Here is a 14,301-nt window from a genome sequence, read left to right as displayed (position 1 = left end):
AGACTATGCCAAAACGTACTGACATAAAAAGTATTCTAATCTTAGGTGCTGGTCCAATTGTTATCGGTCAAGCGTGTGAGTTTGACTATTCAGGCGCACAAGCCTGTAAAGCCCTGCGCGAAGAGGGTTACCGCGTTATTCTGGTGAACTCTAATCCAGCCACCATTATGACCGACCCAGAAATGGCTGACGCAACTTATATTGAGCCTATTCACTGGGAAGTTGTGCGAAAAATCATTGAAAAAGAACGTCCAGACGCGATTTTACCTACCATGGGTGGTCAAACAGCACTTAACTGTGCACTAGAGCTTGAATCAAACGGTGTACTTACTGAGTTTGATGTTGAGATGATCGGTGCAACTGCTGATGCTATCGACAAAGCGGAAAACCGTGAACGCTTTGACCAAGCGATGAAAAACATTGGTTTGGAATGTCCACGTGCTGAAATTGTGCACTCGATGGAAGAAGCGAAAGAAACTGCTAAGCGCATCGGTTTCCCATGTATTATTCGCCCTTCTTTCACCATGGGTGGTACCGGTGGCGGTATCGCGTATAACCAAGAAGAATTCGAAACAATTTGTACTCGTGGTTTAGATTTATCACCAACCAACGAGTTACTGATCGATGAATCATTAATTGGTTGGAAAGAGTATGAAATGGAAGTGGTTCGCGATAAGAACGACAACTGTATCATTATTTGTTCGATTGAAAACTTTGACCCGATGGGCATTCACACCGGTGACTCAATCACAGTGGCACCAGCGCAAACCCTAACTGATAAAGAATACCAAATCATGCGTAACGCATCACTTGCGGTATTGCGTGAAATTGGTGTTGAAACTGGTGGTTCAAACGTACAGTTTGGTGTTAACCCGCAAGATGGTCGTGTTGTGATTATCGAGATGAACCCGCGTGTATCGCGCTCATCTGCATTAGCATCAAAAGCGACGGGTTTCCCAATTGCGAAAGTGGCTGCGAAACTAGCGGTTGGCTTTACCCTTGATGAGTTGCAAAACGACATCACAGGCGGCGCAACACCAGCATCGTTCGAACCGACGATTGATTACGTGGTAACGAAAATCCCACGCTTTAACTTCGAAAAATTTGCCGGCTCTGAAGATCGCTTAACGACGCAAATGAAGTCGGTAGGTGAGGTGATGGCAATTGGTCGTAACCAACAAGAGTCGATGCAAAAAGCACTACGTGGCTTAGAAGTTGGCGCTAGCGGTTTTGATCCAAAAGTTGATATTAACGACAAAGACGCACGCTCTGAAATTATGCACGAGTTGCAAGAAGCGGGCGCTGATCGCATTTGGTATGTGGCTGATGCCTTCCGTTTAGGCATGTCAGTTGATGAAGTATTCAATGCGACTAAGATTGACCGTTGGTTCCTCGTACAAATTGAAGACATCGTGTTAGAGGAAAAAGCATTAGCCGAAAGCGGTATGGCGGGCTTAAATGCTGCGTCATTGAAACGCTTAAAGCGCAAAGGTTTCTCTGATAAACGCTTAGCTGATGTAATTGGTGTTAACGAATCAGAAATTCGCAAGAAACGTCATGCGGCTGATATTCGCCCTGTTTATAAGCGCGTTGATACCTGTGCGGCTGAATTTAAGTCTGACACCGCTTACATGTACTCAACTTATGATGAAGAGTGCGAATCGGCACCTTCTGACAAAGAAAAAATCATGATCATTGGCGGCGGTCCTAACCGTATCGGTCAAGGTATCGAATTCGATTACTGTTGTGTACACGCGGCGCTTGCAATGCGCGAAGACGGTTACGAAACCATTATGGTGAACTGTAACCCTGAAACAGTTTCAACTGACTACGACACCTCTGATCGCTTGTACTTCGAGCCGATCACTTTTGAAGACGTGTTAGAAATCGTTAATGTTGAAAAACCAAAAGGCGTAATCGTGCAATACGGTGGTCAAACACCACTGAAACTTGCTCGTGCATTAGAAGCGGCTGGCGTACCAATTATCGGTACTTCACCTGATGCGATTGACCGTGCGGAAGACCGTGAGCGTTTCCAACAAGCAGTTGAGCGTTTAGGGTTATTGCAACCAGAAAACGCAACAGTAACTTCATTAGAAGAAGCGGTATCAGAAGCCAAAACTATCGGCTTCCCATTGGTTGTTCGTCCATCTTACGTATTGGGTGGTCGCGCGATGGAAATCGTTTACGATGAAGACGACTTACGCCGTTATATGAACGAAGCAGTAAGTGTGTCAAACGACTCGCCAGTATTGCTTGACCACTTCCTTGACGATGCTGTTGAAGTAGACATTGATGCTATTTGTGACGGTGAAAACGTAGTGATTGGCGGCATTATGCAGCACATTGAACAAGCGGGTGTTCACTCAGGTGACTCAGCCTGTTCATTGCCTGCTTATAGCCTAAGCCAAGAAGTGCAGGACGTGATGCGTGAGCAAGTGACTAAACTTGCGTTTGAACTAGGCGTTGTTGGCCTAATGAATACCCAAATGGCGGTAAAAGAGGGCAAGGTCTACTTAATTGAAGTAAACCCTCGTGCTGCTCGTACTGTACCATTTGTTTCAAAAGCAACATCAGTACCGCTAGCGAAAGTGGCGGCACGTGTAATGGCTGGTAAGTCATTGACTGAGCAAGGTATTACTAAAGAAACTATTCCACCGTTCTTTTCAGTAAAAGAAGTGGTCATTCCGTTTAACAAGTTCCACGGCTCTGACCCTCTAGTTGGTCCAGAAATGCGCTCAACTGGTGAAGTTATGGGTGTTGGTGAAACGTTTGAAGAAGCGTATGCCAAAGCGAACTTAGGCGCGAATGTAGTGGTACCAAAATCTGGTCGTGCGTTAGTATCTGTACGTAACTCTGATAAAGAGCGCGTAGTTGAGCTTGGTAAGCAGTTGGTTGAACTAGGTTATGAGCTAGACGCCACTCACGGTACTGCGGTAATGTTAGGTGAAGCAGGCGTACCATGTCGCTTAGTGAATAAAGTACACGAAGGTCGCCCACATATTCTTGATAGAATCAAAAATGGTGAGTACAGCTACATTATCAACACTACTGAAGGTCGTAAGGCGATTGAAGACTCCAAAGTGTTACGTGGCGGTGCGTTGCGCTATAAAGTGGCTTATACCACAACCTTGAATGCGGCTTTTGCAGCATGTCAGGCGCACGCTGCTGATGACCGCGATAAAGTAACTTCTATTCAAGAGTTACACGCTCGCTGTTAGTCGTTAATTTAGCGGCATAACGTAAGATTCGACAAACTAGGCTAAAGCCTTGGCTGAGAAAGATAGTTTTGTCGAATCATGACAGTTTTGTTATGCTTATTCGCATACGATTATTTTATAAAGGTGGTTAGTAGCCACCTTTATCTATTTTAGGAACATACACCTCGAATGAATCAAATTCCAATGACGGCAGCAGGCGCAGAAGCATTGCGCGAAGAGCTGACCCATTTAAAGCAAGTAAAGCGCCCAGAAATTATTGAAGCGATCGCCGAAGCGCGTGAGCACGGCGATTTAAAAGAAAATGCTGAATATCATGCCGCACGTGAGCAGCAAGGCTTCTGTGAAGGCCGTATTCAAGAAATTGAAGGCAAGCTGGGTAATGCACAAATCATTGACGTCACTAAAATTCCTAACACAGGTAAAGTGATTTTTGGTGTCACAGTCGGTTTATTAAACATTGATACTGATGAAGAAGTGACATACCAAATCGTTGGCGATGACGAAGCGGATATTAAAAATAACCGTATCTCAGTCAATTCACCGATTGCCCGTGGGTTAATTGGTAAAACCGTTGATTCTGAAGTGGAAATCAAAACTCCAGCGGGTTTAGTGGAATACGAAATTATTTCTGTAGATCACAAGTAAATCGAACTTAAGTTGCGACTTACTTAACAGATTCTGTATAGCAGACTCTTTTGAGCTGATTTTACTAAGCAAATTTTACATAGAAAGTAAGATGATATTTGAAAAAGCCGAGTATTTAGCTCGGTTTTTTATACCAGCGCCTTTTGATTTTATTCTCGTCGTAAGTGGTGTTGAACAGTTGTAAATATTAGCGCACATTTTACTCGCTTGTTCAGCATGACTAATGTAGGTAAATTGGTTTGCCGTCACTAATTAGTCACCAAGTTTTGATACGATAACAATTCCCAAGCTATTGGCGATATTGGTCTAATATCAGGTCCAATCAAAAGCCAATACTACCTAAAAACGAAAGTTATATTAGTCACAAAAGTTGTAAACCACCATGCTGTTCAACCTACCTTCAATTACTCTAAAGCTTTATTCTTGCCCTGTAGTTCTTAGCTTTCTAAGCAATAAGCGTCGACATATTTCACGTAGTATGTTGTTGCTATTTGCCATGTGTCACTTTAACGCCATAGCAAGTACGCCAATTCCTTTTTCCGCGAAAAAATCAGGAGAAACGCCTGCTGATTACGAGCATACAAATAGCTCTATGGCTCTAGCACCTGTATACATGCTAGAGCGCTTGCATAACACTAGCCAGTTATCAAAACAATCGAACATCAATGCTATTAGTGAGTTTGGTGAAAAGGCGACTAGTGAATCTAATCAGCATGTTATTGAAATTGGTTTTTTCTACACGGAAGATCTGCTCGCTCAAATTGGACGGGCGGAAATAGACCGTTATATTGACGAGCAAATTAGCGCGGCGAATCAAGTAATGATTAATAGCGGCTTGGCGATTCGCAGACAAGTTTCTTACGTGGGACCGTTTCCTATGGCCAATGAGCCAGATACCGCGATCAATTTGTTTCTCGCGAATGTCTATTCAGACCAAGCATTCTCAGCGTTATCAAATATTCGCGAGCGATTTGGGTTAGATTATTTGACCATTTTACGCCCACAAACCGACAATAATTTCTGTGGCTGGGCGTATTACGACAACCCTTATGCCATTATGGAAGTTGGTGGGTTTTGCACCAGTGCTACTTTAGGTGCTCACGAATGGGGGCATAATGATGGTGCCGATCACGATATTGCCAACAGCTCTGATACTCCAGTAAGAACAGACGCACGAGGCTATAACTGTGCTGGTGAAGGCACGATTATGAGTACCTCAAATAACTGGAATACTCGTCATAACATTTATTCTAGCCCTGATATCTCAGTTAATGGCGAAGCTTGCGGCAAACTAGGTGAGGCCGACTTCATTAGCGTCCTAAATGAGTTGGTGGCGTTACCTAACCACTTAGGCAACAAGCAGGCGGCTAGCGAAAAAATAGCATCTGTTGCAGTGAGCATCGATAAATTAAGCATTGCCGAAGGCGAGTCGGTTATTGTGACACTCACTTTGGTAGATGGCGATGATAATGCTATTACCTTAGATCGTGAAGTTAGCATCGAGCTATATACCTACGGAGATGCAGGCAGCGATGGCGATATTCGCTTCAATGGAGCACTTGCTGATGTTGACTTTATCAATGCAACACAGCGGGTAACTTTCTCAGCAGGTCAGTCAACTCAGTCCATCTCAGTAACAACGTTGGGCGATAATGAACAAGAGCCGACCGAATTATTGCAAATTGGTGCCCGTTACGGGGATTATGTCAACGGTAGCGCTAACGAGCTGACGGTAGAGATTAATGACGCCGCTGGCCAAGAGAGCCTGTCTTTTTCTCTTGAAAGTGTTGAACTAGAAAGCAATCAGTCGATAGCATTAACAGTGAATCGTGCTGCTGATTTTGATATTCCCGTTTTATTGGCGTTAGTCTTTGATTCTGAGCATTTGACGATAACGCCTGAAATAATGGAATTTACCAGCGCAAATGCCAGTGAAAATGTAACTATCACAGCAGGAAATATAGATATCGCTGAAACTGTCATGATTCAATTAGAAGCAATTGATGGTAGCCAAGTTTTTGATCAGCTTGCTATTCAATTGTCACCTTTAGTGATTGAACCTGAAAAGTCATCAGGTGGTGGCGTGAACTTTTGGTTGGCGCTATTGGCAGCGCTGGCGTTTGCCGCTCGAGAATTGACTCAAAATCGCAGGGAAAGTTAATTACAAAAGTAGTCTAGGGAACTATTCACTCCAAAACGGCGAAAGCGCCAAAGGATAAAAGCCTGAATAAAAATTGTATAACTCTGCTGTGCATATTACGCTGAATTATAAATAGTTTTAGATAAAGGCTGACTTTTGCAAGCGATAGTTAACTTGTCAGGTCTATGTTCATTCAAAGTTAAGAGAAGTCCTTGAGAAGTCCTTGAGAAAGTCGCTAACCTAATAAGCGGCGCATAATTGTGAGAATGACATGAGTGGTTTACACAAATGGATATTAGGCTGTAGCTGTCAACGATGACGATGAAATCTATAGTTTTTTGATTTTGGCATTGATAACATTGCCAGCAGTCGCGTTAGATGTTGTTAATTACTCGTCCCATGGTCGAGACAATTTACCCTATGATAAGTATTATCGAGAGCTACTAGCACTTGCGTTGAACAAATCATCACCGCGATTCGGACCATATCAACTCAATGGCGTTGATGCAGGTAAAACGCAAACCAATATGATCGAGCTCATCAAGCACCGTCATATTGTCAATGTCGCTTGGACCATGACTTCAAAAGCTCGTGAGCGTGAGTTGCTGCCGATTCGTGTTCCATTGTTCAAAGGCTTAGGTGGCTGTCGTATTTTCTTGATCAGACAAGGAGAGCAAGAGCGATTTAGTCAAATAACACAGGTGTCTGATCTACAAAATCTGCTTGCTGGTCAAGGAGCAGACTGGCCAGATACCAGTATTTTAAAAGCAAATAACTTTAATGTTATTACTGCGAAACAACACAATAGCTTGTTTTCGATGCTCACCAAGCAGCGATTTGACTATTTTCCTCGTGCTTTACACGAAGCATATAGCGAAGCCGCGCGATTTCCAGAGTTAATCGTCGAGCAATCATCGCTGCTTTACTATCCGGCACCATTTTTCTTTTTTGTTAGTAAAGAAGATAAGCGACTCGCTGAGCGCATTGAGTACGGGCTAAACAAAATGATGGCCGACGGCAGCTTTGAACAATTTTTTAATCAAAACCCTTACAGTAAGAGTGTGCTCGCTAAAGCTAATATTAATAACCGACGAATATACACACTCAAAAACCAACTACTTACCGCGCAAACTGCGCAAGTAATAAACTCCAAGCAATATCAAACCAGTTGCCGTCAGTTCCAATAACGATAGATTTTGCAATTCATCGCTTAAACCGCAATATTTATCGTGTATTGAATACATTCATCATGTTTATTAGCTATATTCAAAGGTTGATAATTTTGTGTTTGCAATGAATTACTTGGCGCAAGAATCGCTAGTAAAGTGATTTTCAGTTGTTGAATCAAGTGATTGCGCGTTGTTGGCGTGTTGTTCGTGCAATGCTAGCTTAACCGTTAACCAAGTAAAGAAAGCAAAACAGATAACGCATTAATACAAAAACAAAAATTACTTTTTGAAGTAGCGACCTTTACGTGGCTGCTTTATATTCGTTTAGTTAACTCACTCATTACTTTAAGGTTATAAATTCTAATGAAAAAATCCTTAACCTCACTATTTGTCTCGGCGGCGCTATTTGCCTCAAGCAGTTATGCAGCCATCGACACCGATTTATTATCAGGTATTAAAGCACGCCATATCGGCCCAGCAGCAACCAGTGGTCGTATTTCAGATATTGAAGCCGTGCCTTCTAATCCAAATATTATTTATGCCAGTGCAGCGTCGGGTGGCGTATGGAAATCAGAAAATGCTGGCCTTAACTGGCAGCCGATTTTTGATGACGAAGAGTGGGCGTCAACGGGAGCGCTAGCAGTGCACCCGGCCATCCCTGATATTGTTTGGTTAGGTACGGGTGAGGGTAATGTCCGTAACTCAACGTCGATTGGCGGCGGTATTTACAAGTCAATGGACGGTGGTAAGACATGGCAAAACATGGGCTTAAAAACCACTGAGCGCATTAACCGCATCGCGCTGCATCCAACCAACCCTGATATCGCTTATGCTGCTGCACTTGGCACGCTGTGGTCAAAAAATGAAGACAGAGGTATCTATAAAACCACTGATGGTGGTAAAACGTGGCAAAAAATCCTGTATGTAGATAACGTCACGGGTGCGTCTGATATTAAAATGGATCCTAGCAATCCAAACAAGCTATACGCGTCAATGTGGCAGTTTCAACGTTGGCCTGATAAGTTTGAATCAGGTGGTCCGGGCTCTGGCATGTATGTATCAATTGATGGCGGTGAAACTTGGCAACAACGCACGTCTGCCGATGGCCTGCCAAAAGGTGAACTAGGCCGTATTACGTTTGATATCGCTGAAAGTCAGCCAAGCACGGTTTATGCGCTAGTTGAAGCGGAGAAAAGTGCGTTACTACGTAGTGACGATGGTGGCGATAGTTGGAAGACAGTAAACAGCGAATACAATGTTGCCGATCGCCCGTTCTATTACTCAGAAATTGAAGTAGACCCAACTAACCCAGATATTATCTACAATATCGCGACTTTTATTCGCCGCTCAATTGATGGCGGTAAAACCTTTAGCAAAATCGATAAAGTTGATTGTTGTGCAACAGGTAACACTATTCATATTGATAACCACAGCTTGTGGATCAACCCGAAAAACCCTGAGCACCTAATTTTAGGTAATGACGGCGGTATTGCGATCACCCAAGATAAAGGCGATAGCTGGCGCTTTGTGCAAAACCTAGCGGTATCTCAGTTCTACCATATCCGTGTTGATGATGCTGTGCCTTATAATGTTTACGGCGGCTTGCAAGATAACGGCTCTTGGCGCGGCCCTGCGGAAGTGTTCCATACCGCAGGTATTCGCAATGTGCATTGGCAAGAAGTCGGCTTTGGTGATGGTTTCGATACCATGCCATTCCCAGATGATGTCACTAAAGGTTATGTGCAATCGCAAGGTGGCTACCTAAACCGTTACGATTTAGTCACTGGCGAACAAAAGCTTATTCGCCCAGCAGCACCGGATTACGAAACAGAATTGCGCTTCAACTGGAATGCTGGCTTAGCGCAAGACCCATTTGATGCCAACACTATCTACTACGGTAGCCAGTTCGTCCACAAATCAACAGATCGCGGCGAAACGTGGCAGGTGATCTCAAAAGATTTATCGACTAACAACCCAGATTGGCAGCGTTATAAAGAATCAGGTGGTTTAACGCCAGATGTCACCGCGGCGGAAAACCATACTGCGATTATTACTATTGCACCAAGCCCAATTAAACAAGGGGTGATTTGGGTCGCAACGGATGATGGCCGTATTCATGTCACGCAAGATGGCGGTGACACCTGGAAGAGCGTAGAGAAAAAAGCGCGCAAAGCACCAAAAAATGCATTTGTTCCGCATATTCAACCATCGCTGCACAATCCAGAAGAAGCCTTTATCGTGTTTGATAACCACCGACGTGGTGATATGAAGCCTTATGTGTTCAAAGCGTCTAAGTACGGTAGCAAGTTTACCAACTTAACCGCTAAAAACATTCGTGGTTATGCCTTATCGGTTGTACAAGATCATGTTGACGAAGACCTATTATTCTTAGGTACAGAGCTTGGTTTATACGCCTCAACTGATGGTGGTGACTCTTGGTTCAAGTACGATCAAAACGTACCAACCGTGTCTGTAATGGATATGGCCATTCAGCAACGTGAAAATGACTTAGTATTAGGTACGCACGGTCGCTCTGTCATTGTAATTGACGATTACAGCCCGCTGCGTGGTTTAAATGAAAAATCGTTTAACGCTTCATTAAAACTATTGAGTGTTGGCGATGGTCAGCAATACGTATCTAGCCGCGCACCTTCAACCCGTTTCTGGGGTGATGCTGCTTATGTGGGCGATAACGAAGTTTACGGTGTCACCATTAATGTCATGGCATCGGGTGATCACTTAGTTCACCCAGATGAAGACAAAGAAAAAGCACGTCAGTTAGCGAAAGCGAAAAAAGCCGCTAGCAAAGATAGCGACAAGAAGGATGAAAAGCCGCTTTCAGAAAAGGCTCGCGTCACAGTTAAAGATGCTAACGGTGAAGTCGTTCGTACTTTCGTCACTAAGCTAAAACAAGGGGTTAACCGCATTGTTTGGGGCTTGGAGTCGGACGGTCAAGGCCGTATGCCGGGTCAAGAGCCAAAAGAAGACAAAGACATTAAACCAGCTGGCCCTGAAGTGGTACCGGGTACTTACACCATTCATGTAAAACTTAACGATAACGAGTTTGAAACCACAGCTAAGGTGTTAAAAGACCCTCGATTTACCGATGTCACCATGGCGGATATGAAAGCGCGCTACGCACTTGAGCATCAAGCCGTTGCTATGTACGGCACGCTGACTAAAGCAGTTCATGCTTTGCACGACAGTAAAAAAGATATTGAAGTGATCAAAGCGATGGCGGATAAGGCACTTGAAGATTTTGGTAGTACCGAGGCTGAGAACAAAGCTGAAAACAAAGACGAGTTACCTGCGAGCAAGTTAGCTAAGTCTGCCGATGAGCTGATCAAGAAAATTGGCGAGTTAGATAAAAACCTGCGTTCTATTCCCAAAACCACAGGCATTGTTGATGAAACTTATAAAGTAACATCACATGTCTTTATGGCTTGGGGTTATGCAGGTGGTCGCTACGGTAAGCCTTCACCAACCGCTGAAATCTACCTTGAAAAAGCGAAAATTGAGTTAGATAAAGGCGTAGGTAAAGTGAATGAGTTTATTCAGCAAGACCTCACTGAGTTTAAACAGGCTTACCAAGCGTCTGGTTTGGGCTTGTTATCAACCACTCAACCAATCGCGCTTAACTAGTTATTAGCGAACTAGCTAAAATAAAAAAATCAAAAGCCCAATATCGTTTTGGGCTTTTTCTCTTTAGTAAAACCAACAGAACTTATAATAATTAAGGAAGTGAAATGAGATTACTACCTTCTTTACTTGCTGCATCGATTGCACTTGGCTTATCGGGCGCATCGAGCGACGCATTCGCGGCGAAAGGCGATAAAAAAGCGGATGCTAGCATTTATAGCAGTATTAAATTAAGAAACATGGGGCCAGCCGTCACTGGTGGTCGTGTCAGTGACTTTGCCTTTAATCCAGAAAACCCAGCAGAGTACTTTGTTGCCACTGCCTCAGGCGGTATGTGGAAAACTGACAATGCTGGCGTTACTTGGCAAGCAGTCGCTGACAGCATGCCAAGTTACTCGTATGGTGATGTCACCATGGACCCAAACAATAAAAATGTGATTTGGGCGGGTACAGGTGAAAACAACTCGCAGCGCTCTGTTGCCTATGGTGATGGTGTATATAAATCGGTTGATGGCGGTCAAAGTTGGGAAAACGTTGGTCTGAAAAATTCAGAGCACATCGGTGAGATCCTAATTGACCCAAGAAACTCTGATGTGGTCTACGTTGCCTCGCAAGGCCCATTGTGGAGCAAGGGCGGCGATCGCGGTTTATTTAAAACCACTGATGGCGGTAAAACATGGGAAAACGTGCTAGAAATTAGCGAGCACACAGGGGTGAGTGATATCGCCTTTGACCCACAAAACCCAGATGTGATTTACGCAACGTCTTACCAGCGTCGTCGCCATGTCTGGACGCTGATCAACGGTGGCCCAGAATCAAGCATCTATAAATCAACCGATGCCGGTAAAACCTGGAACAAGATTGAAAAGGGCTTACCAAGCGTTGATAAAGGCCGCATCGGTATTGATGTAGTGCCAACCGATGGCAATATTATCTACGCCATTGTTGAAGCGGCAGATGGCAAATCAGGCTTTTATCGCTCAACCGACGCTGGTGCTAGCTGGCATAAGCAAAGCAGCTATGTGTCGGGTAGCCCGCAGTACTACCAAGAAATTGTTGTTGACCCTAAAAATCCACACCGTGTTTACTCGCTTGATACCTACTTAATGGTTTCTGAAGACGGTGGTAAAAACTTCACTCGCGCAGGCGAAGCACACAAGCACGTTGATAACCACGCGCTATGGATTGACCCGAACAACACGAATCACTTGATCATTGGTAGTGACGGTGGTGTCTATGAATCTTGGGATCGCGCCAAGAACTGGACGTTTAAAGACAATATGCCGTTAACTCAGTTCTACAAAGTGACGGTGGATAACGACTACCCATTCTACAACGTCTTTGGTGGTACGCAGGATAACGCCTCACTAGGCGCGCCGCATCGCACCACAACAGAGTCGGGTATTCAAAACAGCGACTGGTTATTTACCCAATTTGGTGATGGCTTTAAAACGGTTATCGACCCGAAAAATTCAAATATTATCTACTCGCAATACCAGTACGGCGGTTTAGCCCGCTATGACAAGCAATCTGGTGAGCGTGTGCAAATGCAACCGGTTACACCAGATCCCTCTGTCGCCCAGCGTTTTAACTGGAACTCGCCGCTGCTGATTAGCCCGCATAATAATGAACGTATTTATTACGGCTCACAAACCTTGTTCCAATCAGATAATCGCGGTGATGACTGGCGTGCGATCAGTGGTGATTTATCACGTAATATTGACCGCAATAAGTTAGAAGTGATGGACACAGTTTGGGGTGTAGATACGGTAGCGAAAAATACCTCAACGTCTTTCTACGGCTCGCTTATCGCGTTAACAGAATCACCATTGCAAGAAGGCTTGCTATATACAGGTAGTGATGATGGCGTGATGCATGTCACCAAAGACGGTGGCCAAGCGTGGACAAAATTAGACTGGCCTTCAAAAGTGCCAGACAACTCTTATGTTGCCGATATGGAAGCGTCAGTTTTTGACAAAAATACCGTATTCGCGGTGTTTGATAACCATAAGCGTGGCGATTTTAAACCATACGTTTACCGCAGCGACAACAATGGTAAAAGCTGGAAAAACATCACAGGTGATTTACCTGTACGTGGTTCAACTTACACCATTGCCCAAGATCACCAAAATAAAGACTTACTTTTCGTTGGTACTGAATTTGGTGTCTTCTTTACGCAAAATGGCGGTAAAAACTGGGTACAGTTAAAATCTGGTATGCCTACCATTGCCGTACGCGATATTGAAATTCAGCGCCGTGAAAGCGATTTAGCGTTAGCGACTTTTGGTCGCGGTTTTTACATCTTAGATGACTATTCACCACTGCGTGAAGATGCCAAAGCCGTGAAAAAGCAAGATGCAACGTTATTCCCTGTGCGCCGTGCTTTCCAATTTATCGAGCACAGTCCGTTAGGCTTACCAGGCAAAGCAATGCGCGGTGCTGATTTCTACTTTGCGGAAAACCCAGAATACGGTGCAGCTTTTAGTTTCTACATTAACGAAGAGTTCAAATCGTTAAAGGCACAACGACAAGCAAAAGAAGCCGAGCTGCGTAAAGATGAAAAGCCAGTTTACTACCCAAGCTGGGACGCACTCAAAGAAGAAGACTTTGAGCAAAAGCCAAGCCTATTGCTAACAGTACGCGATTATGAAGGCAATATTGTTCGTCGCATCAAAGTACCTGCGAAAAAAGGCTTTAACCGCATTCATTGGGATCTACGCTACCCAGGCTTTGAGCCAATTGATGCCAGTGGCGACCAAGATGCCGGCTGGTTAGTGGTGCCGGGTAAATACACGGTTTCGCTATCTAAACTCGTGAAAGGTGTTGAAACGCCGTACGATCAAGAGCAAAGCTTTGAAGTGGTTTCTATCGACAACCGTACTTTCCCAAGTACAGATCGCAAAGCAGATTTAGCCTTTGACATGAAAGCAGGTCGTTTAAGCAATGCGATTGCTGGCGCGCGTAAATACCTAGGTGAGCTGGAATCACGTATCAAGCACATCAAGGTTGCAACTACTGAAACACTAGCGCTTGACCAAGCAACGCTTGCTCTTGCTCACCAAATGCTGCGTGACTTGCAAGAGATCAAACTCGATCTAAACGGTGACTCAGTTGTGGCAAGACGTGCTGAGCCAACGCCAACGTCAGTGAATGGCTATATTGGTTACTTACTGTGGTCTCGTAGCGAAAGCACTAGCCCTGTTAGTGGCCAGCAAAAGCTGCGCTTTAAGCGTGCAAGCGAAGGCTATGCTGATATCTACCAACGTATTGTCCAGTTGGCTGAATCTGTAAAACTCACAGAAGAAGCAATTGCCAAAGCGGGCGGTAACTGGTTACCGGGCACTATGCCAGCGGATGGTCAATAGGCGTTGAGGTAACCTTAATGTACTAAATGGCTTATTGAGTTAAGCCATTTAGTTTTCTATGGCAATACTCAGTTCTTTAAATGGTTATATGCATTTGAAGAATGAGACAGGATTATTAAAAA

At 44.2% G+C, this 14,301-nt stretch carries 6 protein-coding genes; all 6 read left to right on the top strand.

Annotation, left to right across the window (positions count from 1 at the left end; all coding sequences use genetic code 11):
* The first annotated feature begins 5 nt into the window (after positions 1 to 5).
* The 6 genes from carB to DXX94_RS03735 all read left to right on the top strand — a co-directional run bounded on the left by carB (position 6) and on the right by DXX94_RS03735 (position 14,179).
* Positions 6 to 3,221 carry a carbamoyl-phosphate synthase large subunit gene (gene carB / locus DXX94_RS03760; RefSeq protein ID WP_116013947.1) on the top strand — a complete coding sequence of 1,072 codons (3,216 nt, stop codon included), beginning with the start codon at positions 6 to 8 and terminating at the stop codon, positions 3,219 to 3,221.
* A 168-nt stretch (positions 3,222 to 3,389) separates the two neighbouring features.
* Complete coding sequence (gene greA, locus DXX94_RS03755; RefSeq protein ID WP_115999879.1) at positions 3,390 to 3,866, top strand: transcription elongation factor GreA; 477 nt, start codon at positions 3,390 to 3,392, stop codon at positions 3,864 to 3,866.
* A 496-nt stretch (positions 3,867 to 4,362) separates the two neighbouring features.
* Positions 4,363 to 6,027 (top strand): reprolysin-like metallopeptidase, encoded by a 1,665-nt coding sequence (locus DXX94_RS03750; protein WP_181901470.1) that lies wholly within the window; start codon positions 4,363 to 4,365, stop codon positions 6,025 to 6,027.
* Between the two features lie 338 nt (positions 6,028 to 6,365).
* The gene (locus DXX94_RS03745) at positions 6,366 to 7,193 is read left to right on the top strand and encodes a transporter substrate-binding domain-containing protein (protein WP_147302235.1); all 828 of its coding nucleotides are present in this window, start codon (positions 6,366 to 6,368) and stop codon (positions 7,191 to 7,193) included.
* A gap of 345 nt (positions 7,194 to 7,538) precedes the next feature.
* Positions 7,539 to 10,817, top strand: a complete 3,279-nt coding sequence (locus DXX94_RS03740; RefSeq protein WP_116013942.1) for a VPS10 domain-containing protein — start codon at positions 7,539 to 7,541, stop codon at positions 10,815 to 10,817.
* A gap of 104 nt (positions 10,818 to 10,921) precedes the next feature.
* Positions 10,922 to 14,179, top strand: coding sequence for a WD40/YVTN/BNR-like repeat-containing protein (locus tag DXX94_RS03735; RefSeq protein ID WP_116013941.1), 3,258 nt, complete (start codon positions 10,922 to 10,924; stop codon positions 14,177 to 14,179).
* Positions 14,180 to 14,301 lie beyond the last annotated feature (122 nt).

The organism is Thalassotalea euphylliae (genome assembly GCF_003390375.1).
GTDB lineage: Bacteria > Pseudomonadota > Gammaproteobacteria > Enterobacterales > Alteromonadaceae > Thalassotalea_F > Thalassotalea_F euphylliae_A.
This window is presented reverse-complemented; position numbering and strand designations above follow the sequence as displayed.